Source organism: Moritella sp., assembly GCF_033791185.1.
Lineage (GTDB): Bacteria > Pseudomonadota > Gammaproteobacteria > Enterobacterales > Moritellaceae > Moritella.
In genome coordinates, this window is sequence record NZ_JASJHF010000124.1 from 14,299 (window position 1) to 36,913 (window position 22,615).

Genomic DNA, 22,615 nt, shown 5'->3' on the forward strand with positions numbered 1-22,615 from the left:
CTCGCCCTGTTAAAATCGCTCTCTTATATCGATTTTATTAGTAAATAAAGGAACGTTATGCGTAGCAGCAATTACTTGCTTTCAACTTTGAAAGAAACTCCAAATGACGCTGAAGTAATTAGCCACCAGCTAATGCTTCGTGCAGGTATGGTTCGTCGTCTTGCATCAGGTCTATACACTTGGTTACCGACAGGCTTACGAGTTTTACGCAAAGTAGAAAACATCGTACGTGAAGAGATGGACAAAGCAGGTGCTGTTGAAACCCTAATGCCGATGGTTCAACCTGCAGACTTATGGCAAGAAACAGGTCGTATCGATAAATTTGGTCCAGAGTTGTTACGCATTAATGATCGCCACAACCGTCCTTTTGTTTTAGGGCCTACGCACGAAGAAGTGATCACTGATTTAGCACGTAAAGAAATCAACAGTTACAAGCAACTGCCATTGACGCTTTACCAAATCCAAACTAAATTCCGTGATGAAGTTCGCCCTCGTTTCGGTGTGATGCGTTCGCGTGAATTCCTGATGAAAGATGCTTATTCTTTCCATTTATCAGATGAATGTCTAAACGAAACGTACAACAAAATGCACACAGCATATTGCAATATCTTTGAACGCATTGGCCTAGAATACCGTCCGGTACTAGCTGATACTGGTTCAATTGGTGGTGCTGTATCTCACGAATTCCACGTACTTGCAGAAAGCGGCGAAGACGATATCGTCTTCTCTGACGGCAGCGATTATGCAGCAAACATTGAAAAAGCAGAAGCGCTAGCACCTGCTGGCGACCGTCCTGCTGCAACTCAAGAGCTAACTGTTGTTGATACGCCAGATGCACACAGCATCGAAGACGTATGTAAATTCTTAAGTGTTGATGCAACACAAACAGTGAAAACACTGCTTGTAGCAGCTGAAGCTGAAGAAGGCCAACCACAAGGCGTTATCGCACTGGTACTACGCGGCGATCACGAGCTAAACGAAGTTAAAGCAGAAAAAATTGCTGGCGTTGCAGCTCCATTAACATTTGCTAACGATGAACAAATCCAAGCTGCTGCAAACTGTGATGCTGGCTCTATCGGTCCTAAAGGTCTGAATTGCCCTGTTGTTGTGGATCGCTCAGCTGCACATTTAGCAGATTTTGTTTGTGGTGCTAACGTTAATGGTCAGCACATCACTGGCGCTAACTGGGATCGCGACATTAGCGATTACACAGTTGCAGATATCCGTAACGTTGTTGAAGGTGAAGCTAGCCCATGTGGTAACGGTACACTTTCTATTAAACGTGGTATCGAAGTTGGTCATATCTTCCAACTTGGTACACAATACGCAGAATCAATGGGTGCTGGCGTACTGAACATGCAAGGTAAACAGCAAACCATGACAATGGGTTGTTATGGTGTTGGTGTTTCTCGTATCGTTGCAGCAGCAATCGAGCAGAACCACGATGAAAACGGTATTATTTGGAACGAGTCAATCGCACCATACAAAGTATCTATCATCCCAATGAACATGCACAAATCAGCAGAAGTAAAAGAAGCAGCAGAAAAAATCTATGCTGACCTTCAAGCTGCTGGTATCGAAGTATTGTTCGATGATCGTAAAGAGCGTCCAGGTGTAATGTTTGCAGATTCTGAACTTATCGGTATCCCACACAACATCATCATTGGTGATCGTAGTCTGAAGAATGGTCTAGTTGACCACAAACTACGTACAACTGGTGATAAGACTGAAATCGCACTTACTGATATCGTAGCGCACGTTAAAAGCCTACTAGCATAAGCTAATAGACAATTAACTAACTTCGGTTAAATAAAAAATCAAAGCCAAGCATCTGCTTGGCTTTTTCGTCTCTGGGGTTTGTTAGTTAGAAATATTTCGACCTAATAATAAAGATAGTGTGTTTAATGTCGATAAAGCATTCAGTCTTACGGTGAGTATGAATAGAATAGTAAAGGTGGTGTTATTCACTGGATCCACAAAGATCCCCGCAATAATCATCAACACGGTTGATTGAAACACCGAGGACAGGTTTATAATTGATTAATCATCAATACTTCAAATATCCTCCCACTCCACAGTATTAATTTGGCGAAGCCGCTACTCTTTAACAATAATTAAGAGATAGCACGGCTATCGGTGATTAAACAGGGCTTTATCGATAAATTTGGGGGTTTATGACTAGGACTAAACAAGGATTGTTATTAACTGGCGGCGGCGCAAGGGCGGCGTATCAAGTCGGTGCTTTAAAAGCCATTGCGGAATTTTATCCGCGTAATCATGGTAGCCCATTCAAAGTTATTACCGGCACATCCGCTGGTGCAATCAACAGTTGCGCGATAGCGTGCTACGCCAGTTGCTTTCGTTTAGGGGTAAAAAAACTCGAATATATCTGGAATAACTTCCATGCCAACCAAGTATTTCAATGCAGTTTTAATGACATATCCCGACACTTACTACTGACGTTTTTATCCAAATTCCAATCACCACATATTGCCCGCCAACCAGTATCGCTGTTTAACAACAAACCCTTACATCAACTGCTTGATCGTTATTTGGATATGCGCCGTATCGATATTAATATTCACCGCCAGCACTTAGATGCCATTTCGATCACGGCGTCGGATTATAACAACGGCGACTCCATCAGCTTCTTCCAAGGTAATCAGCAGCAGCAAGAATGGCAACGAGCCCGTCGTAGTGGTTTGCGCACACGATTAAATACCAGCCACCTGTTAGCCTCGTCCGCTATTCCATTGGTTTTTCCTTGCACCCAGATAGGCCGTGATTTTTACGGTGACGGGTCAGTGCACCAGTTATCACCACTGAGCCCAGCAATCCACCTTGGCGCAGAGAAGTTACTGGTGATCGGCGCAGAACAGCCTCCACAGCAACTCAAGTTTGGGGAAGTACGTCAAACCCCATCCGGTGCCGATATTGCAGGGCATCTGCTTGATACTATCTTTACCGATACCTTAAACTCGGACATCGAACGATTAACCCGTATTAATGATACTCTCTCGTTAACGCCAGAATCACAGCAAGCATCACTACAATCATCGTTAAAAATGAAACAAATTGGTTTATTCCGCTTAGCCAATGAGCATGATATTAACGCCATTGCCGATAAATACTTTCACGATCTCCCTATTACCATACGCACGCTACTCCGCACCATAGGGGCAAATCAGCACAGCCATTCATCCATCACTTCTTACCTGATGTTTGAACAAAACTATACCCGTGAGTTAATTAATTTAGGCTATCAAGACGTATTAAAACAAGAGCAACAATTAAGAGCATTTTTAAATATATAAGCTAACCAGCCCAACCGCCTAACAAGCAATGTTCCGCCCGTTTGATATAACGCGAAGGCCCGCAGAGCAGAATCACATCACCAGTTTCAAAAATAAAGTCCTGATGCACTTGAGTTAACTCAACCCCTTGGCGACGTACTGCACGGTAACTGACTTCTTTTAATTTTATCTCTGCGACAGTTTTACCAATGGCAAAAGCACCAAATTCAAGGCGGATTGCGTGTAGCCGCTCCAATACTTCGCTTTCTTCAAAAGACACATTACTTTCACCACCAAAATAAAAACCATGCAAATGGTTATAGTGGCCTTGGCGTTCGTGTTGCAAACGCTTTAAAATACGCTTGATTGGCACACCAGAAATCGCCAGCACATGCGATACCATCATTAAACTACCCTCTAATGATTCAGGCACTACATCCGTCGCTCCGGCATTATGTAAACGCTGCATATTCGAATCATCGGTGGTACGCACCAATACCTTAGCGTCGGTTAAGGGTTTAACGATCTTTAATAACTCGATAGCTTTTTCAGTATCTTTAAAGGTAATAATAATCGACTTGGCTTTTTCAACTCCCAGCATCATTTGAATTTCACGGCGACTGGCATCACCAAACTCAATTTTCTCCCCCCCATTGATGGCTTCTTGTACCCGAACTGGATCACGGTCAATCACCGTATAAGGAATGCCTTCAATCTTTAAGAAACGGGCGATAGTTTGGCCACCGCGCCCATAACCACAGACGATCACATGATCAATATACTGCCCAGGAAGTGGTGGTGAAAGTCCGCTTTTCGGCTTTGATTTTGACTGAAATAATAATCGTCTAACAATCTCCTGATGACAATCAATTAACCAAGGAGTCATCGCCATACTCACGACACCAACGCCCACAAGGGTCGAGATTAACGGTAGCGGCAATAACTCTAACTTACCCGCTAATGCTAATAGTACAAAACCAAATTCCCCCATTTGTGCTAATACCAATCCGGTACTGAGAGCATTACGGTTGCTTTCGCCCAATAATTTGGCTAACACAAACACCGAAACGATCTTAGTTAACATCATCACTGCTAGTACAATGAGCAAACGAGGCCAATCTGCCAGCAAGCTCGGTAAGTTAAGCAACATACCGATAGTAATAAAGAATAAGCCCATTAATACATCACGAAAGGGACGAATATCAGCTTCAAGCTGGTGTCGATAGGGTCCCTCACCTAACATCATTCCGGCCAAAAATGCCCCCAAGGCCATCGATAAACCTAACCAATGAGTGACCAACCCGGCAATTAACGCCACTAATAAGGTCGACATCACAAATAACTCATCCGAGCGGGTTAAGGCTATTTCTTTAAATAGCGTCGGCAAGATCCAACGCCCAACCGAAAGGATCAAAAACACCGCGAGTAAACCTTTCACCAATGCCCAACCCATTTGCTCGGCAATCAATATGACGTCACCACTTTGCTGCGCCAACAAAGGGATCATAATAAGGAAAGGTACAACAGCGATATCTTGGAATAACAGCACACTGATCGATAGCTTCGAGATGCGGGTATTGAGTAATTTCGATTCTGCCAACTGCTTGATCACAATCGCTGTCGATGACATTAACATTGCTGAGGCCACTACAAACGCTTGCGACCAATACAGCAAAGCGAATAAGCCAAACGAGGTAAAGAGCAAACCGACAGTCATAACCTGCCCACCGCCAAGTCCTAATACTAGGTGTCGCATCGATAATAAACGCGGTAGAGAAAACTCTAAGCCAAGGGAAAACATCAGAAAAACCACACCTAACTCGGCAAACAACTCAATATCTGCTTGTTCGACAATTAATTGAAAACCATAAGGTCCGGCAATGATACCTGTAGCAAGATAGCCTAGGATCGGGGGCAGATGAATACGCTGAAATAACGCTACGAGCGCAACCGCGATAGAAAGTAATAGGATGATATCAATAAACAAATTATTACCTCCTAAGCAGTTAAATAAACGTTATCAATAAAGTAACCAACACCAATAAAAAACAATGCCATTAAATAATATGTACTAGGTCGTGATTTAACAAGTTCAGCCAAGGATCAATAAAAAGATCACCATGAATTTAACGGTGATTTATTTATATAATGGTACGCAATATGCATGATTTATCACTATAGTAAATAATGTGATTTTTTTGACAGAGGTAGCAATGGATAACCTAAGCATCATCAATCCCCATAAAATACATACCAATTATGGGTTTACTGCGCCAAAGCGGCAGCAGAAACTGACGCCAACACAAACCATTGCGACCTTGAAAAAGTTACAGACTAGTTTAGATGTCGATTCTTTGTTATCTAACTTTGCCGCAATAGCGGCACAACATGTCCGCTTTAGCGGCTTAAGCTTTACTGACGCGACGAACAATATTCAATTAAAGACTGATTGCACGGCTGTTTTTCAACAAAACTACCACTTGACGGCAATGGGCAAAGATCTTGGGTCGTTGTTATATAGTTCGGTAAAACCATTAAAGATTAATGAACTAAGTTTATTAAAAGAGTTACATCAACTACTCGAAACGAATCTCATGCACGCCTTGATGTTACAAGAAATGCAAATTCGTATCATGAAAGATCATTTAACCGGCTTAGATAATCGCGCCAGTTTTGACGAGAACATTCTACGTTCTTACAGCCTGTGCCAGCGTCATAAATCCAATATGGCCTTACTGGTTACTGACTTAGATAACTTCAAACGTGTCAATGATACTTATGGCCATCAGTTTGGTGATCGCATCTTGAAACATTATGCGTATGTATTACAACGTAGTATTCGTAATAGTGATATGGCGTTTCGACTAGGCGGTGATGAGTTTGCCATTATCTTGCAACCAGCATCATCGCAATCAACAAATTTAGTTATCGAACGAATTTATAGCGAGATTAAAAGTGACTCATTACTGAGCGAATTTCATATTACCTCAGCAATTGGCTCTGCAATGTGGCGAGCAGGGGAAACGATTGAGAGTTTATTCAAACTTGCTGATGAAGATCTGTATAACAGTAAAGTTAATATCAAATAATAAAGCTCATCAAATCAAATTTGATGAGCTTTATTGAGTATAGAACAGCTTAGCCTCACATTACCTGTTATTTACACATCTATTTGCGTAACAACCTTAATGCATTTGCAGTTACCAAAGCTGTCGCACCTGAATCAGCCAAAATAGCCACCCAGAGTCCAGTAAAACCTAATAAGGTAGTCACCAAAAATACCGCTTTAAGTCCAACCGCCAAGGTAATATTCTGCTTAATATTAGTTAATGTCGCCTGACCTAGTGCCACCATTTGTGGTAATTCAACTAAGCGGTTATGCATCAATGCTACATCCGCCGCTTCTAACGCGACATCAGTGCCACCGCCCATCGCAATACCTAAATTTGCACTTTTCATTGCAGGCGCATCATTAATACCATCGCCCACCATCGCCGTATCTTTGCCTTGGCTAAGTTCGCCAACAATACGGGATTTGTCTTCAGGTCGTAATTCAGCGCGGTATTCCATGCCGAATGAATCAGCAATCACTTTCGCGGTACGACGGTTATCACCAGTTAACATCACCGTATTGATCCCGAGTTTTTGCAACTCTTCAATGGCTTGGCGAGCATCGTCACGAATACTGTCAGCCAATGCAACCAAGCCTATCACTTGATCATCTTGCAGTACGACCACAGTGGTATTACCGCCATTTTCAAGTTCTTCGATAGCTATTTTTACATGGGCTAACTCTGCAAGTTGCGTTGTCATGTGATGCGGTGCAAGCAGTTTAATTAACTGTGTTGATTCACCGATTTTTACTTCACCTTGCACACCTAAGCCTGCCAGTGTTTGGTCATTGCTAACCGTTAATAGAGCCACTGACTTACGTTCAGCATGAGCTAAAATGGCCGTTGCTAATGGATGATTTGAGGTTTGCTCAATACTGGCAGCAAGTTGTAGTACTTTGTCTTCATCATCAATAAAACTAACAACACTCGTTACTGCAGGTACACCTTGGGTTAAGGTACCAGTTTTATCAAAAGCAATTTGTTGGATACGACCAATTTGCTCTAGTGCCGCCCCACCCTTAACTAATACACCACGTTTACTGGCTGCTGATAATGCCGATGTTACCGCTGCTGGTGTTGAAATCACTAACGCACAAGGGCAAGCAATAAGTAGCAAAGTTAAGCCTTTATAAATCCACTCAGTCCAATCACTGGCAAATAATAACGGTGGCACAATCACCACAGCCAAAGCTAATAACATCATTGCTGGTGTGTACCATCGGCTGAATCCATCCAGAAAACGTTCGATTGGCGCTTTATTTTCCTCAGCTTCTTCAATTAAATGTAGGATACGGTCAATGGCATTATTACCCGACTCTGATACCACCCGTAATTGCGCAAGACGGTTCACAGCCAGACTACCCGCCATGACGATATCTTCGGCTTGGTGTTCAACAGGAACGGATTCCCCCGTTAATGCACTTTCGTCAAAACTAATACCAGATGCTAATAGCGCGCCATCAGCAGGTAAACGGTCACCGGGTTTTATTTCAATAATATCACCAGGCTGCAAATCACTCGCTGCAACAACTACACGCTTGTTTCCAACGATTGTTGTTGCTTCTTCAGGCACTAATGACATTAACGATTTAACGCCTTTACGCGCCTTACCTGCAGCATAAGATTCAAGTTTTTCACCGATCATGAATAGCACTAAGACCATCGCCGACTCTGCGGTTTCACCTAAGATAAGCGCACCAACCGTGGCGACAGACATCAGCGTTTCGATAGCAAACGGGGTGCCTGAACGGGCTAGTTTAATCGAGCGATTGATAACTGGTATCACACCAAAAATACTGGCGAAGGTAAATAACCACTGACTGGCTTCACCGTTAAACAGTGTCAAAATAGCGGCAATAACGATAGCACTAACTAAGGTAATGGCATGCCAATGCTCGCGCAGGCTTTGTGATAATGAGTTATCGTCTTCAACGTTTTTCGACTTATTACCGACTTGTTGTAACTTGAATCCTACATTCACAACAGCGTCATTGACTTGTACTTTAATACTATCTACAGCAGTGCTGTTACTGCTCTTGTCGATATCAACAAGTAGTTTTTCGGTAGCGAATGCAACGCGGCATTGCTTGATTTGAGGTATTGCTTGAACGGCTTTTTCTACTTTACGGGCACAGCTTGGGCAGTCCATACCAGTCACTAACCAAGATAAACGGGCAGTTAAACTACTGGACTCGGGTTCCTCATCATCAACAATAATATCATTTGATTCTGTGTGTACGCAGCAAGAGTCGTTACTGCTAGCGCTATTACTTACTTGATGCTCATCGGTATGTTGATGTTCATGAACGTGGGTTTTACTGTGATCGTTACCACAACATCCTTGATTTGATTTTACCGCTGTTGCAGTTGTTTTAGATGCTGTTGTTTTAGATGCTGTTGTTTTAGATATAGTGCTGTCTTTACATGACATAAGTTTATCCTCGTAAATAGAATTAATGTTAGCAATATCAGTAACAGTTAATGCGTTCAAGCTAGTTAACTTACATATAAATATATATTCATATTAACTTTCATTCAAGTGTATTTACAAAAAAAAGCTAACTCAGTCGTTATCGTTAGCGAATGAATTAGCTTTAATCTAGTAAATCATGATATCGACGGCGTTAATCGCCCGATTTCTATGTCAGTAATTCCGACTGCAGTTGCGCTAAAAAATCACGCATATAAACACTGCGTCGCTGTGCTTCCGCCTTTGCCGCTTGTGTTTGCATGCTATCGCCCAACGTTAATAACTTAGTAAAGAAGTGATCTAAGGTATACAGACTGTCATCTGGGTCGCGCTCAACACACAAAGGATCAATACTGCTATATAATTGACGATTAAGCTTACCGCCTACCAAAATACAACGCGCTATACCTATCGCACCTAACGCATCCATACGATCGGCGTCTTGCAATATTTTAGCCTCTAATGTTTCAGGGGTAATATTGGCGCTAAAGCTGTGGGCAATAATAGCGTGATGAATAGCGCTGTGGTATTGCGACGGATAATCAATCTGCTGTAAGAATTCAACCGCGCGATCGGCGGCTAGCAATGACGCTTGTTTACGTTGCGGGTGATCTTTAGCAACGGCAACACAGTCATGTAACCACGCAGCAGGCTCTAAGATCGCGAGGTCTGCACCTTCGCTATTAGCAAGTTGCCTAGCAGTGGCAACGACACGTTCAATATGATCGATATCATGGGCGCGGTCATCACTACCCAATTGCGTTAAAAATTCAATAAACAGCTTTCGCATGGCACTCTCTTAAAATAGGCGCTTTAGAATAGATTCTTTAAAATAGTTAGTTTTGAATAGCTTCTTTAATATTTGATGCTCAACGATGATGACACTAATGCTCGTTAACATGGCAAGCAAGGTCGTGAACTACGTGGCGAATATGATGATCATCAAGTCGATACAGGATCTGTTTACCCTGACGCTCTGAACGCAAAATACGCGCTTCACGCAAATGACGCAGATGATGACTGGTTAATGATTGTGACATACCAGATACGGCTGACAACTCAGACACAGCAACAGGCCCAGCCATACAAGCAAGCACTAAGCGGATACGTCCTTCATCCCCTAACAAATGAAAGAGATGCGCGAGAGAAGCAATATGTTGATCATCTAATACAGGCAACTCGGCGCTACATTGTGGTTCTGGACAACATTGAGGTTCTAATTTTGGCATTCTGGTCCGCTAAGATAACAATGGATGAAAGGAAAGTGTAACACTTGAGGTCATAGGGGCAATAGCCGTAACGTTTTCGACGTAAAATAAGAGCAAGGCTTAGAGAGCAAAAATGCCAACCTCATATACGCAAATTGCACATACTCAGCTGGCACTTCTTTATCAGATCAACGGTACTGTAACATTGACCGTATCGTCACATTGACACTACCTAGGCAGCGTCAATATTGGTAACCTAACGTTTTAGATAAACGCTAATTTGGCAATAAATACTACTGCAAGTACATTCATACCTAGCGATACATCAGCAGAGCGACCTGTTGCATGCTTAATGATAGCGAATGATAAGAAGCCTAAGATGATACCATCAGCGATTGAGTACGTTAGCGGCATCATGATTGCAGTTATCGCAGCTGGAACGTAGTCTGTGAACTCATCCCAATTGACTTTGTTCAAGCTACCAACCATTAAGAAAGCAACATAGATTAACGCGCCTGCTGTTGCATAGCTTGGTACAATCTGAGCTATCGGAGCAAAGAACATCGCCGCTAAGAATAGTAAACCAACAACAACCGCGGTTAAACCAGTACGACCACCTTCAGCAATACCCGCATTACTTTCAACGTATGTCGTTACTGGTGGGCAACCAATCACTGCGCCAGCAACACTTGCAACACTATCCGCTGTTAATGCTTTATTTAGATTTTCAATTTTACCGTCTTTATTATACATGCCAGCTTTATCAGCCACACCAATCATAGTGCCAGCCGTATCAAACATGTTCACAAATAAGAATGCTAGGATAACACTCACCATAGATACGTCTAACGCACCCATAACGTCCATTTGCATGAATGTTTTTGATAAGCCAGTCGGTAGTGATATCGCTTGCTCAGGTAAGGTTACTAGACCCATCACTGCGCTGATTACTGTAACAGCGATAATACCAATAAGTACCGCACCGAATACTTTGCGTGTAGCTAAGATTGCAATGATAAGAAAGCTTAACGCACCTAAAATGACTTTAGGGTCGTGGAAGTTGCCTAACGTCACTAAAGTTGCAGGACTAGCAGTAATAATACCAGCTGCTTTTAAACCGATAATACCTAAGAACAGACCGACACCCGCTGTCATTGCATAACGTAAACTATGCGGGATACTGTCGATGATCCAACCACGTAATTTGGTCACACTCATAATGACGAATATGATACTTGAAATGAATACAGCACCTAATGCAACCTGCCAAGAATACTCCATACCTTTTACTACTGCGAAGGTGAAGAATGCATTCAATCCCATACCAGGTGCTAGACCTACAGGCCAGTTCGCATAAAGCCCCATGAAGATACAACCAATTGCAGCACTGAGTGCTGTGGCAACGAATACCGCTTGGTAGTCCATGCCCGCAATCGACATGATATCCGGGTTAACAAAGAGAATATAAGCCATGGTAACGAAAGTCGTTAAACCTGCCATTACTTCTGTTTTGATCGTGGTGTTATGTGCTTTTAGCTTAAACAACTTTTCCATCAAAGTGGCAAAAGCAGAAGTGTTTTTTAATTCAGAGGTAGACTGACTTGCGGTATTCATTAAGGTACTCACTTTTTATTTCGTTCACCTTACGCACTGTTATAACAGCGTTTGTCTGTACTTATTGCTCTTAATGCAACTGATAGATACAAACCAAGGTGACTGGCTGTTTAATAAATGGCTGTCGCTTAGCAGAAAAGTGGAAAGTTCTAAGCTGACAATTATTAAATGACCGGATTTAAAATATAGGTAATTATTACCTGCTATATTCACTTCGTGAACGGCGGGATTATCTGCTAATTCCCCCTAAATTGGAAGTTTTTTGTCTAAAAAGCACTTTTTTATTAGTAAAATAATAATCTAGGAATAGAAATTCACTCAAGTGCCTGAAAGTACTATTTTAGGGATAAAAAAATACCAGCCTTAGGCTGGTATTTTTAATAAAAATGATTATAAAATCACTTTTTAATGATGCTTAGTCACGAGCGTAGATAACATGACCGTCATCTTCTTCGTCCCAATCATCCCAATCATCATCGTCATCACTTTCTTCAATAACGGCGTGATTAGCAATTTGATCTTTATGGTATTCATCCCATAAGAAACCGATATCACCATCATCTTCAATCGGCATTTCGATCTTAGGACGCGGCATAGATTCGATTTGTTCCATCATCGCACGAACAAGATCTTTGGTACCAACGCCACTTGAAGCAGACATAGTATGAACTTCGCCTTCCCAATTAATCGCAGCAACAACCGCTTTAATTGTTTCTTCAGCTTCTTCATCTAATACAAGATCGGTTTTGTTAAATACTAACCAGCATGTTTTAGCTGCTAGCTTAGCACTGTATTTCTCTAGTTCGCTTACAATAACCTTTGCATTTTCAGCTGGATCACTCATGTTCTCAGGTAATAGATCAACAATGTGAACCATTAAACGACAACGTTCTAAGTGACGTAGGAAACGGATACCTAGACCAGCACCATCAGAAGCACCTTCAATAAGACCTGGAATATCGGCAACTACAAAGCTACGCTCTGGACTTGCACTTACTACACCTAGGTTAGGTACTAATGTTGTAAACGGATAGTTTGCAACTTTTGGTTTCGCTGCAGAGATCGCACGAATGAACGTAGACTTACCAGCATTTGGTAAACCTAATAAACCAACGTCAGCAAGTAGCATTAGTTCTAAACGTAAGTTACGAACTTCACCAGGTGTACCTAGCGTCTTTTGACGTGGAGCACGGTTTACACTACTTTTAAAACGTGTATTACCAAGGCCGTGGAAACCAGCTTTAGCAACCATTTTACGTTGTCCGTGCATAACGAGATCGGCAATCACTTCACCAGTATCATCATCTGCTACACGCGTACCAACAGGAACACGTAAAGTGATATCTTCACCACGCGCACCAGTTTGATCTTTAGGGCGACCATTCTCACCACGTTCCGCTTTATGGAAACGGACAAAACGAAAATCGACTAGCGTATTTAAGTTTTCATCTGCAATCATATATACATGACCGCCATCGCCACCGTCACCACCATCAGGGCCGCCACGAGCAACATATTTTTCACGGCGGAAGCTTACACAACCACTACCGCCATCACCGGCTTCAACTTTGATTCGGGTTTCATCTACAAATTTCATTTCGCTATCGCTCCTACAAATTAGGAATGCAGTTAGTTGCACGGATTAACTAATCGCGCACTGACTTCATTTTCACCAGACTGGTGAATTAATCAATCCGTGCAACTATCAACTTATTATCGAGTATCATGACTAACCAAGCTTAACCAGCGAGTATGGGTCAATAATCTCTCTCAATGTTTATTCTGTTATTATTTTTTATTACTAATATTTATTTTAGCAATAAAAAAAACCCGCTATAAAGCGGGTTTTTAAAATTCTTAGTTTGTACTGAAATTATTCAGCTACAATGCTAATGAACTTACGGTTTTGTGGTCCTTTAACTTCGAACTGCACTTTACCGCTAGCTTTAGCGAATAGAGTGTGGTCACGACCACAACCTACGTTTGTACCAGCGTGGAATTTAGTACCACGTTGACGAACTAGAATGTTACCCGCAAGAACTGATTCACCACCAAAACGCTTAACACCTAGGCGTTTGCTTTCTGAATCACGACCGTTGTTGGTACTACCACCAGCTTTTTTATGTGCCATCTTTTAGTACTCCTAATTAAGCGATTTTAGTAATCTTAACTTCTGTAAACCATTGACGGTGACCCATCTGTTTACGAGAGTGCTTACGACGACGGAAATACATGATTTTAATCTTGTCCGCACGACCATGAGATACCACTTCAGCAGTGATTTTTTTACCTTCAAGGTAAGGTGCGCCAACTTCGATATTCTCGCCGTTAGCTACCATTAATACTTCGTTAAATTCGATGCTTGAACCAGCTTCAACGTCTAGAAGTTCTAGACGAAGAGTTTGACCTTCAGCAACGCGGTGTTGTTTGCCACCGCTAAGGAAAACAGCATACATGTTTTCTGACTCCGATTCGTGTCTAGCGTACCTTAGGTAGCGACACGTCATAATAATTTATAACAATGGCGCGAATTCTACTCAAAACTTTGCAGTTAGGCAAGCTGATTTTTAAAATAAATATAAATAAGCAGGAAAGTAGTAAATCACGGCCGCTTAATCCTTTCGGCAATTACAATTTAGTGTACAATTACGACATAAATTTGACGGGCATTTTATCTTATAGTGTACTATCAAGATAGGGCTAACGATGAATATAACGATCAATAGTCTTAAAAAAATCGTCATACAACTACAAAAGTAGCACGGAACTTATATACATGGATATAAAAGCCATTCAAGCGTTATCGAAACAAGATATGGACGCTGTCAATGAACTCATTTTAGCTCGACTGCAATCTGATGTTGCCCTCGTAAATCAAGTGGGTTATTACATTGTAAATGGTGGCGGTAAACGCATTCGTCCACTAATCGCAACATTAAGTGCCCGCGCTCTGGGTTATCAAGGCCAGCAACATGTGGATGTCGCTGCCATCATCGAGTTTATTCATACTTCAACATTATTACACGATGATGTGGTTGATGAGTCAGACATGCGCCGTGGTCGTGATACAGCAAATGCTACCTTTGGTAATGCCGCTAGCGTATTAGTCGGTGACTTCCTTTATTCACGTTCTTTCCAAATGATGGCAAAACTGCATAACAGTAAAATCATCGACATTTTATCAGATGCAACCAATGTGATTGCCGAAGGTGAAGTATTACAATTGATGAACTGTAATGATGCCGATACTGACGAAAAACGTTATATGGACGTTATCTATTATAAGACGGCCAAATTATTTGAAGCAGCAACACAACTCGCCGCGGTGATCTCTGAACAACCTGCAGACATCGAACAAGCGATGATTGATTATGGGGTGCATTTAGGCGCAGCATTCCAACTTATCGATGATGTGATGGATTACACTGCGGATGCCCAAGATATGGGTAAAAACGTCGGTGATGACCTTGCCGAAGGTAAACCAACACTGCCATTAATTCATGCCATGGCTCACGGCACTGAAGCAGAAGCTGTGATGGTACGAGAAGCAATCGAGAAAATGAATGGCATGGATAACCTTGATGCTATTCTGGCGATTCTTGAGCGTACTGGTTCGCTAAATTATTGCTTTGATAAAGCCCAACAAGAAGCAGATTTAGCCGTCGCAGCAATTGCGGTGCTGCCTGAGTCTGAATATAAGCAAGCGCTTATCTCATTGGCTTACATTGCAGCAAATAGAAGTAGCTAACAAGTCGTGCGATTAGCCCAGAAAAACTAACCGGCTTATCAAAATAATGACAATAAAAGCCGCATGCGTAATCATGCGGCTTTTCTATATCTTCCCCATCTAAATGACAGGTACAAAAAAGGCCGCATAAGCGACCTTTTATTTATCAGTTTAACCAAATAGACTTATACGTCGTATGGGTTAACTAATACCATTGTTTCGTTACGATCTGGGCCAGTTGATACGATATGAATTGGCACGCCCGTAATTTCTTCAATACGCTTGATGTAAGCGATTGCAGCTTCTGGAAGTTGTTCTAGAGTTGTCGCGCCGTATGTTACGTCGTTCCAACCTGACATTTCTTCGTAAACTGGTTCAACAAGTTCATAACCGTCAGCAGCCATAGGTGGCACGTCAAGAATTGAACCGTCTTGTTGCATGTAACCAGTACAGATTTTCAGCGTTTCTAAACCATCTAATACATCTAGTTTAGTTAGGCAGAAACCTGTGATGCTGTTTAACTGAATTGCACGTTTCATTGCAACTGCGTCAAACCAACCACAACGACGTTCACGTCCTGTAGTTGCGCCAAATTCATGGCCTTTCACACCTAGGTGATTACCGATCTCATCATCAAGTTCAGTTGGGAATGGACCAGAACCAACACGTGTAGTGTAAGCTTTAGTAATACCAAGAACATAATCGATGTGACATGGACCAAAACCACTACCAGTAGCAACGCCACCTGCAGTTGTATTTGATGATGTTACATACGGGTAAGTACCGTGATCGATATCTAGTAATGTACCTTGAGCACCTTCAAACATGATGTCATCACCGCGGCGACGTGCATCATCAAGAAGAGAAGTTACGTCTACGATCATGTCTAGTAAGATAGGTGCAACTTCGTGCATCTGTGCTAGAACATCTTCGTAGCTTACTTCAGGTTCATTATAGTAATGCTGTAGTTGGAAGTTATGGTATTCCATTACTTCTTTCAATTTAACAGCAAACTGTTCCATGTTGAATAGATCGCCAACACGTAAACCACGACGCGCTACTTTATCTTCGTAAGCTGGACCGATACCACGACCAGTTGTACCAATTGCTTTTTTACCACGTGCTTTTTCACGTGCAGCATCTAGTGATACATGATATGGCAGGATTAATGGACACGCTTCACTGATAAGCATACGCTCACGAGCTGGGATGCCTCGTTCTTCAAGCATTTTAACTTCAGTCATTAACGCATCAGGTGCCAATACTACACCATTACCAATGATACATTTAACGTTTGAACGTAAAATACCAGATGGAATTAAGTGAAGAACTGTTTTTTCACCATTGATTACTAAAGTGTGACCAGCATTGTGACCACCTTGGTAGCGCACAACATATTTAGCTCTATCAGTTAGTAGATCAACTACTTTACCTTTACCTTCGTCACCCCATTGAGTGCCGAGAATAACTACATTCTTTCCCATGATACCGTCGCGGTTGTTGGTTAAAAGAGGATTCTAGCAAAATTTAAATCAAAATGTTTAAAAAATTTGAGTTCTATCTCATTAAAATTGGAAAATATAACTTTACTTGTTGTTCTACTGTACAATTTTTTTACAGTATCAACAATAATACGATACCCGTTACCACTAGACAACCTGCATATTTACGTACCTTGTCAGCAGGTTGCTGGGTAATGACAGTTAACATTTGCTGCCATTGTTTAGGTACTAACATCGGCATTATGCCCTCAATGATAAATACAATCGCCAACGCTAACCACAATTCACTGCCCATAAAACCACCTTATTATAGTGCGATAAAGCACATCGAACAAAAAAATAGCATAAAAAATCCGTTCTCGAAGGAACGGATTTTAACTTAGTTTAATCAGCCCTCAGTTAGAGCATGTGATCTAACTATTTAGCGGCTACCACATTAATATTGGCACGCGGACGCATTGCAACTATCGATATGATGATAGCAAGAGCGGTCGGTAATGCCCAAGCTAAACCTTTATCAAATAGTGGCAAGAAATCAAAACCACTCATCGCAAAACCTGCAACTTTAAAGCCATCTAATACACCAAACATGAATGCAACGACCATCACTAGACGGAATGCAAACTGTGGATTAGGAAAACGCTCTTGCAATAAGATTAGCGCAACAATCGCAATCGCAATTGGGTATACCGCAAATAATACTGGCACAGAAATACTAATCAATTGTGATAAACCAACATTAGCAACAATCGCACATACGATGCAGTTAATGATAACTAATATTTTGTATGACCATTGTGGTTTTAATTCATGAAAGAATTCTGCAACCGCACTTGCGAGGCCTACAGCCGTCGTTAGACACGCAAGTGTTACCACTGCCGCTAAGATGTACTGACCAGGCATTCCGAATAACGCTTGCACATAAATAGCTAAGATCATGCCACCATTAACGTCAGCACCCGTCGCAATTAGTGATTGGCTTGTAGCGCCGAGGTAGAATAGTGAAATATAAACAAACGCCAGACCCGCTGCAGCGATAGAACCCGCCATAACTAAGTATCTAAATTGACCAGCTTTGTCTGTTACGCCTTTGCTTTTTAATACGTTGATGATCAACATGCCAAACATTAACGACGCAAAGGTATCCATGGTGTTGTAACCTTCAAGGAAGCCTTTGGTAAATGGATTTTCTATATATGCTTCACGTGCGGCACCAATCTCACCTTGTGGCATGACAAATACTGCAATCGCGAGTACCGTTAGCAATACAATTAATGCTGGCGTTAAGATTTTACCAATATTATCAATTAGCTTACCTTGGCTTAGCGCAAAATATGCAGTGATAATAAAGAAAGTAACAGAATATAAAGCCAGTGTTGTATCATTTGCAGCGTCTCCTAAGAAAGGTTTAATCCCCATTTCATAGGCAACAAGGCTGGTTCGAGGGGCTGCAAACGCAGGACCTATAATGATGTAAATCGCCACTGCAATTGCAGTTGCTGCCATCGCGGGTAAAAAGCGTGTCATGGTAATTAAACCACCGCCCGCTTTTGCAACGGCAATGATGGTGATAAGTGGCAAGCCAACAGCGGTAGCAAGGAAGCCAAACATAGCTGGCATAAAGGATTGCCCAGCAAGGTTACCCGCTAAAGGTGGAAAAATGATATTACCCGCGCCTAAAAAGAAGGCGAACGTCATAAAGCCGATGGCTAAAACATCAGCTGTTTTTAATTTTGTAGTCATTAATATACTCTCTGCTTAGATATTGTTGTGTGTTCATTTATTCACTTCTTCCATGAAGCAAGCGTGGAGGAATAGTCCTCCAGCCGGTGTAGCACAAAGTATTATAATTATATTTTTGTAAAGAATTTTGTATTAGCCACTCACCCACTAATGCTCGATACTAACAATCTGGTCATTAAGTGCAAGCGCAAATCTAATATCAGCAGAGTGAAATTACATTTTTAGATAAAAATCTTTAGTGATACGTTGGTAATCATTAGAGTAACGACCATCCGGGTCATGAATAGTAAGCGATTGTTTTTCTAACTTGGCAGTACCACGCTGAATACTCATTAGCATACGTTTGTAAGATTTTTTCGGGGTGGTTTTTATGTTTAAGCAGGTTATTTGCAAATTACCTAATTGTTGGCAATAAGTGGCAAGTTCACATCCTGCCTCATAAGGCAGTACCAATGCAATTTGACCATTAGGTGCTAACAGCCCTAGCGCGCAATTAACCAACTCTTGATGAGTTAAACAGCCAGTATGCCTTGCGGTCTGCCGTGCATCATCAGCAAATTCTTGGCCATGAACAAAATAAGGAGGGTTAGAAACGATCAGATCAAACATAGCAGGTTCTGCTTTACAGGTTTGGAAAAACGCCTGCAATGCAATATGTTTAACTGCGATTGAAGATGGCCATGGTGAATTATCAACATTCTGCTTAGCTTGTTGACATGCTGATGCATCAATATCAATCGCAATGGCCTGCATATTGCCTTGGCAACGTTGTGCTAACATCAAACTAATAAGACCAGAGCCGGTTCCAATATCCAGTACTGTTAACGGCGCTAACGATGTAGTGTTCACATTAGCCCAGCCACCAAGTAAAATACCGTCAGTGCCGACTTTCATCGCACAATCTGCATGTGAAACATGAAACTGTTTAAAACTAAAACCATTATTTTTATCGTTCACAGACTACTCTTCACTCTCTAACATAACGACACAATATCGCATCTTGTTATTACTCACCAGTGCGCGCCAGTACTTTAGAACGTGAGAATGGGATCATGTTATGCAAAGAAAAATCATTATCTACAATCCACTCGAGTTGTTCATTTAATGGTCGCCATGGATCATAATTGAAATAGAGGTACACACCATAGCCAACATCATGATCTTTCACTTTGGTTGCTTCAACACCCAATTGCAATAACGGGATCGGTGTATAATCTAAACCAGCCGTCAGCTTGTGGCTGTTATCAGTAGGGTCGTAATTATCATTGATTTGAACATTATCACCAACGAAGTACTCAAGTGAACTATGGAACTGCACCGTTGGTGTTATCGCCCCTTCTGCACGTATGTCCATACTGGTAACCAAATCATCGACTTCGTCAGTACCCGATAAGGGAAAATAAATGTTGGATGATAAATTAAAGATATAATCGGGATCATCGTATTTAGTACCAACAGATAATCGCTGACTTCCTGAGTTTAATTCCACATCCAAAAAGGCATTAACGCCGACACCAATTAGGCTGTCTTCCGGTAGAATACCAATACCATTAGTAATCAGAATATCTTCATTTTTGTAATCTATATTTGCTTGCCATACCAAATCTTCGGTAAAGACATTATCGAGTACATAATCCAATCCAGGATTATTTTCGAAAGAGCTACCGTGTCGGTCATAATCATCATAGTTACTGTGCAGTTTTAAACCAAAGCTGAGATTAGAATACAGCGGTGTTAAAAATTCAACAGGTTCAAATCCAGGCTCTTCAGGCTCTTCGACCGCAGGTTTTGGTTTAAGCTGCTCCTCACCACCAAGATGACCACGCTGCTTACCCCAATAACCTTTATTGGAAATGTCTCCTTCATTCTCAGCGTAATACTTATCTTCAGCCGCATTAGCTGCAGGAGATAGGGACAATAATAGCGTAACACAAGACAATAATGCAGCAGGAAATAGACTACTTGAACTCATGAAGTAACATACCTTAATAATGAAATAACCGCGCTAAGATAACAAAAATATAGCCTGCAAGCTAATCAATATAACCAATAACTAAAATGACTAAAAGATCGGATGCTGCACTTTATTTTCCACTACTTTACAGTCATAACCAGACCAACTACGAGTCTCTTGGATTTAATCGATAATCGCGACTTTTTCAACACTTGAGTAGAAAACAAATATCCTCTCAGCCTCATATCTGCCATAATGGTTGATTAACGATCAAAAATTTGACGTATCATTGTTTAAATATAGCCAATGATAGCTTCATCTTCCTTTTTAACCTCTTGTTATACGGTAGTTTTATGGACTTCGAAAGTCTCGATCTAGACCCTGAATTAATTGCAGCACTTACTGATAATAATCTTGTTCAACCAACAATGATTCAACAACAAGTATTGCCAACTGCCATGGAAGGTAGAGATATCCTTGCATCTGCACCGACAGGTACAGGTAAAACGCTGGCTTTTTTACTACCAGCTTTTCAGCATCTGCTTGACTTTCCACGTCGTGAATTAGGCCCTGGACGCGTACTTATCTTGACGCCAACGCGTGAACTCGCAAGTCAGGTATTCCAACAAGCTAAAATGCTAGCGGCTTATACTGACCATAAAGTATCGATGATAACGGGTGGTGTTGATTATGCATTACACGCTGAAGTATTAAAAAACAGCCTTGATGTGGTCATCGCAACACCAGGTCGTTTATTAGAATATATTCGCCGTGAAGCATTTGAATGTGCTGCGGTTGAAGTACTCATTCTAGATGAAGCTGATCGTATGTTAGATATGGGCTTCTATGATGATGTGAAAAAAGTAACTGATGAAATGAGCCGTCGTCAACAAACAATGCTATTTTCTGCAACCCTAGAAGGTCGTGGTATTGAGCGTTTTGCTGAAGAGTTATTGAAAGAGCCTGCTGAATTCACCGCGAATCCTTCTCGCAAAGAAAAAGCGAAGATCCACCAATTCATGCACTATGTTGATAATCATGCACACAAACAAGCTTTGTTAGTGCATTGGTTACGTGACGAAAGCACAACGCGCTCTATCGTGTTTGTAAAAACGCGTGAACGTTTGGCTGAATTAGTAAGCTATTTACAGTCTCAAGGGATCCCGTGTGCTTATTTACGTGGTGAAATGGATCAAGCAAAACGTACGCGTTCACTGAATCAATTTAAAAACGATAAAGTAAAAGTACTGATTGCTACCGACGTCGCCGCTCGCGGTATTGATGTACAAGATGTAAGCCATGTATTTAACTTTGATTTACCACGTAGTGCTGAAATTTATGTACACCGTATTGGTCGTACTGCACGTGCGGGTAAGAAAGGTACTGCGATTTCATTGGTTGAAGCGCATGATCTACGTATCTTTGGTAAAATTGAACGCTACACTGAAGAAACGATTAAACGTCGTGTAATTCAAGAGTTGAAACCAAAGAATAAAATTGCAGTATCGAAAACTAAGAAAAAAGCCAAAGTAGCGGCAACAGGCAAGAATAAAGTGTCTGCGAAAGCGAAGCTTAAAGCAAAGAAACGCACTAAGAAAAATACCAAGAAAAAGTAATTAATCTTTCGACGATAATGACTTAAACTTGCAATAACTGATAAGGCGTTAAATTTATTTAGCGCCTTTTTTATACCTAAATTTTATTAAATCGCAGATATAGAAAAGGCGGCACAATGTGCCGCCCTAAAGTCTATATATCTCAATCCATGAAACGTGTAGCAACCCTGCTAAATCCTGACTCTATCTATTCCGTTAAATTTCCACTTCCCAATCCATCGGAGTGTCCTTTTGCCTTCCTAGCACAATAAATCCATCCTGATTTATTTCTGTGTTACATCCTGTAACGTAATCCTTTGGTCTTCGTCCTGAAGCTGTCCCTTGTATCGCATCCTGCAACGTAATCCTATGGTCTTCGTCCTGAAGATGTTCCCG

General features: G+C 41.4%; 19 protein-coding genes and 1 pseudogene. 6 read left to right on the forward strand and 14 right to left on the reverse strand.

The genetic code is table 11. The features are described from left to right. The first annotated feature begins 57 nt into the window (after positions 1-57). The 3 genes and pseudogenes from QNK26_RS07510 to QNK26_RS07520 all read left to right on the forward strand — a co-directional run bounded on the left by QNK26_RS07510 (position 58) and on the right by QNK26_RS07520 (position 3,314). On the forward strand, positions 58-1,779 hold the full coding sequence (locus QNK26_RS07510) for a proline--tRNA ligase (protein WP_319221945.1): 1,722 nt from the start codon (positions 58-60) through the stop codon (positions 1,777-1,779). Between the two features lie 168 nt (positions 1,780-1,947). Continuing rightward, positions 1,948-2,010, forward strand: a pseudogene (locus tag QNK26_RS07515) (DUF3465 domain-containing protein); the annotation flags it as partial. Positions 2,011-2,174: 164 nt separating this feature from the next. Next, on the forward strand, positions 2,175-3,314 hold the full coding sequence (locus tag QNK26_RS07520) for a patatin-like phospholipase family protein (RefSeq protein ID WP_319221946.1): 1,140 nt from the start codon (positions 2,175-2,177) through the stop codon (positions 3,312-3,314). 1 nt (position 3,315) lies between these two features. Here the strand turns inward: QNK26_RS07520 and QNK26_RS07525 are convergent, their stop codons facing one another. Next, positions 3,316-5,280, reverse strand: a complete 1,965-nt coding sequence (locus QNK26_RS07525; RefSeq protein WP_319221947.1) for a cation:proton antiporter — start codon at positions 5,278-5,280, stop codon at positions 3,316-3,318. A 226-nt stretch (positions 5,281-5,506) separates the two neighbouring features. Between QNK26_RS07525 and QNK26_RS07530 the strand changes: the two genes are divergently transcribed. Continuing rightward, a complete protein-coding gene (locus QNK26_RS07530; RefSeq protein ID WP_319221948.1) occupies positions 5,507-6,382 on the forward strand; it encodes a GGDEF domain-containing protein in 876 nt (291 codons plus the stop codon). A 79-nt stretch (positions 6,383-6,461) separates the two neighbouring features. On the opposite strand, the gene QNK26_RS07535 is transcribed toward QNK26_RS07530, so the two are convergent. The 7 genes from QNK26_RS07535 to rplU form a co-directional block, all read right to left on the reverse strand. Then, positions 6,462-8,837, reverse strand: coding sequence for a zinc/cadmium/mercury/lead-transporting ATPase (locus QNK26_RS07535; protein ID WP_319221949.1), 2,376 nt, complete (start codon positions 8,835-8,837; stop codon positions 6,462-6,464). Between the two features lie 208 nt (positions 8,838-9,045). After that, the gene (locus QNK26_RS07540; RefSeq protein ID WP_319221950.1) at positions 9,046-9,666 is read right to left on the reverse strand and encodes an HD domain-containing protein; all 621 of its coding nucleotides are present in this window, start codon (positions 9,664-9,666) and stop codon (positions 9,046-9,048) included. 94 nt (positions 9,667-9,760) lie between these two features. Beyond that, positions 9,761-10,105, reverse strand: coding sequence for an ArsR/SmtB family transcription factor (locus QNK26_RS07545; protein WP_101061906.1), 345 nt, complete (start codon positions 10,103-10,105; stop codon positions 9,761-9,763). Between the two features lie 243 nt (positions 10,106-10,348). Next, entirely contained in the window at positions 10,349-11,698 is a 1,350-nt protein-coding gene (locus QNK26_RS07550; protein WP_319221952.1) for an NCS2 family permease, read from the reverse strand. A 415-nt stretch (positions 11,699-12,113) separates the two neighbouring features. Beyond that, a complete protein-coding gene (cgtA, locus tag QNK26_RS07555; protein ID WP_319221953.1) occupies positions 12,114-13,295 on the reverse strand; it encodes an Obg family GTPase CgtA in 1,182 nt (393 codons plus the stop codon). Between the two features lie 276 nt (positions 13,296-13,571). After that, positions 13,572-13,829 (reverse strand): 50S ribosomal protein L27, encoded by a 258-nt coding sequence (rpmA, locus tag QNK26_RS07560; RefSeq protein WP_019441736.1) that lies wholly within the window; start codon positions 13,827-13,829, stop codon positions 13,572-13,574. A gap of 16 nt (positions 13,830-13,845) precedes the next feature. Further along, on the reverse strand, positions 13,846-14,154 hold the full coding sequence (gene rplU, locus QNK26_RS07565) for a 50S ribosomal protein L21 (protein WP_319221955.1): 309 nt from the start codon (positions 14,152-14,154) through the stop codon (positions 13,846-13,848). A 320-nt stretch (positions 14,155-14,474) separates the two neighbouring features. Between rplU and ispB the strand changes: the two genes are divergently transcribed. Further along, entirely contained in the window at positions 14,475-15,446 is a 972-nt protein-coding gene (ispB, locus tag QNK26_RS07570; protein WP_319221956.1) for an octaprenyl diphosphate synthase, read from the forward strand. A 164-nt stretch (positions 15,447-15,610) separates the two neighbouring features. Here the strand turns inward: ispB and QNK26_RS07575 are convergent, their stop codons facing one another. The 5 genes from QNK26_RS07575 to QNK26_RS07595 all read right to left on the reverse strand — a co-directional run bounded on the left by QNK26_RS07575 (position 15,611) and on the right by QNK26_RS07595 (position 20,642). Then, positions 15,611-16,909: an adenylosuccinate synthase gene (locus tag QNK26_RS07575; RefSeq protein WP_319221957.1), complete on the reverse strand. Its 1,299-nt coding sequence runs from the start codon at positions 16,907-16,909 to the stop codon at positions 15,611-15,613. Positions 16,910-17,039: 130 nt separating this feature from the next. Further along, positions 17,040-17,222 (reverse strand): DUF2065 domain-containing protein, encoded by a 183-nt coding sequence (locus tag QNK26_RS07580; protein ID WP_319221958.1) that lies wholly within the window; start codon positions 17,220-17,222, stop codon positions 17,040-17,042. Positions 17,223-17,344: 122 nt separating this feature from the next. Then, the gene (brnQ, locus tag QNK26_RS07585; RefSeq protein ID WP_319221959.1) at positions 17,345-18,670 is read right to left on the reverse strand and encodes a branched-chain amino acid transport system II carrier protein; all 1,326 of its coding nucleotides are present in this window, start codon (positions 18,668-18,670) and stop codon (positions 17,345-17,347) included. Positions 18,671-18,883: 213 nt separating this feature from the next. Next, the gene (locus tag QNK26_RS07590) at positions 18,884-19,627 is read right to left on the reverse strand and encodes a tRNA1(Val) (adenine(37)-N6)-methyltransferase (RefSeq protein ID WP_319221960.1); all 744 of its coding nucleotides are present in this window, start codon (positions 19,625-19,627) and stop codon (positions 18,884-18,886) included. Positions 19,628-19,676: 49 nt separating this feature from the next. Next, the gene (locus tag QNK26_RS07595; RefSeq protein ID WP_319221962.1) at positions 19,677-20,642 is read right to left on the reverse strand and encodes an inverse autotransporter beta domain-containing protein; all 966 of its coding nucleotides are present in this window, start codon (positions 20,640-20,642) and stop codon (positions 19,677-19,679) included. Between the two features lie 335 nt (positions 20,643-20,977). Here QNK26_RS07595 and srmB point away from each other — a divergent pair, with 335 nt between their 5' ends. Then, the gene (srmB, locus tag QNK26_RS07600; protein WP_319221964.1) at positions 20,978-22,240 is read left to right on the forward strand and encodes an ATP-dependent RNA helicase SrmB; all 1,263 of its coding nucleotides are present in this window, start codon (positions 20,978-20,980) and stop codon (positions 22,238-22,240) included. A 195-nt stretch (positions 22,241-22,435) separates the two neighbouring features. On the opposite strand, the gene QNK26_RS07605 is transcribed toward srmB, so the two are convergent. Then, positions 22,436-22,615: hypothetical protein (locus QNK26_RS07605; protein WP_319221966.1), on the reverse strand; the 180-nt coding region annotated here is incomplete at its 5' end.

Excerpts from the sequence above, each read along its gene's own strand:
- QNK26_RS07510 (WP_319221945.1), top strand. The coding sequence starts at position 58 with ATGCGTAGCAGCAATTACTTGCTTTCAACTTTGAAAGAAACTCCAAAT.
- QNK26_RS07520 (WP_319221946.1), top strand. The coding sequence starts at position 2,175 with ATGACTAGGACTAAACAAGGATTGTTATTAACTGGCGGCGGCGCAAGG.
- QNK26_RS07530 (WP_319221948.1), top strand. The coding sequence starts at position 5,507 with ATGGATAACCTAAGCATCATCAATCCCCATAAAATACATACCAATTAT.
- QNK26_RS07535 (WP_319221949.1), bottom strand. The coding sequence starts at position 8,837 with ATGTCATGTAAAGACAGCACTATATCTAAAACAACAGCATCTAAAACA.
- QNK26_RS07540 (WP_319221950.1), bottom strand. The coding sequence starts at position 9,666 with ATGCGAAAGCTGTTTATTGAATTTTTAACGCAATTGGGTAGTGATGAC.
- QNK26_RS07545 (WP_101061906.1), bottom strand. The coding sequence starts at position 10,105 with ATGCCAAAATTAGAACCTCAATGTTGTCCAGAACCACAATGTAGCGCC.
- QNK26_RS07550 (WP_319221952.1), bottom strand. The coding sequence starts at position 11,698 with ATGAATACCGCAAGTCAGTCTACCTCTGAATTAAAAAACACTTCTGCT.
- cgtA (WP_319221953.1), bottom strand. The coding sequence starts at position 13,295 with ATGAAATTTGTAGATGAAACCCGAATCAAAGTTGAAGCCGGTGATGGC.
- rpmA (WP_019441736.1), bottom strand. The coding sequence starts at position 13,829 with ATGGCACATAAAAAAGCTGGTGGTAGTACCAACAACGGTCGTGATTCA.
- rplU (WP_319221955.1), bottom strand. The coding sequence starts at position 14,154 with ATGTATGCTGTTTTCCTTAGCGGTGGCAAACAACACCGCGTTGCTGAA.
- ispB (WP_319221956.1), top strand. The coding sequence starts at position 14,475 with ATGGATATAAAAGCCATTCAAGCGTTATCGAAACAAGATATGGACGCT.
- QNK26_RS07575 (WP_319221957.1), bottom strand. The coding sequence starts at position 16,909 with ATGGGAAAGAATGTAGTTATTCTCGGCACTCAATGGGGTGACGAAGGT.
- QNK26_RS07580 (WP_319221958.1), bottom strand. The coding sequence starts at position 17,222 with ATGGGCAGTGAATTGTGGTTAGCGTTGGCGATTGTATTTATCATTGAG.
- brnQ (WP_319221959.1), bottom strand. The coding sequence starts at position 18,670 with ATGACTACAAAATTAAAAACAGCTGATGTTTTAGCCATCGGCTTTATG.
- QNK26_RS07595 (WP_319221962.1), bottom strand. The coding sequence starts at position 20,642 with ATGAGTTCAAGTAGTCTATTTCCTGCTGCATTATTGTCTTGTGTTACG.
- srmB (WP_319221964.1), top strand. The coding sequence starts at position 20,978 with ATGGACTTCGAAAGTCTCGATCTAGACCCTGAATTAATTGCAGCACTT.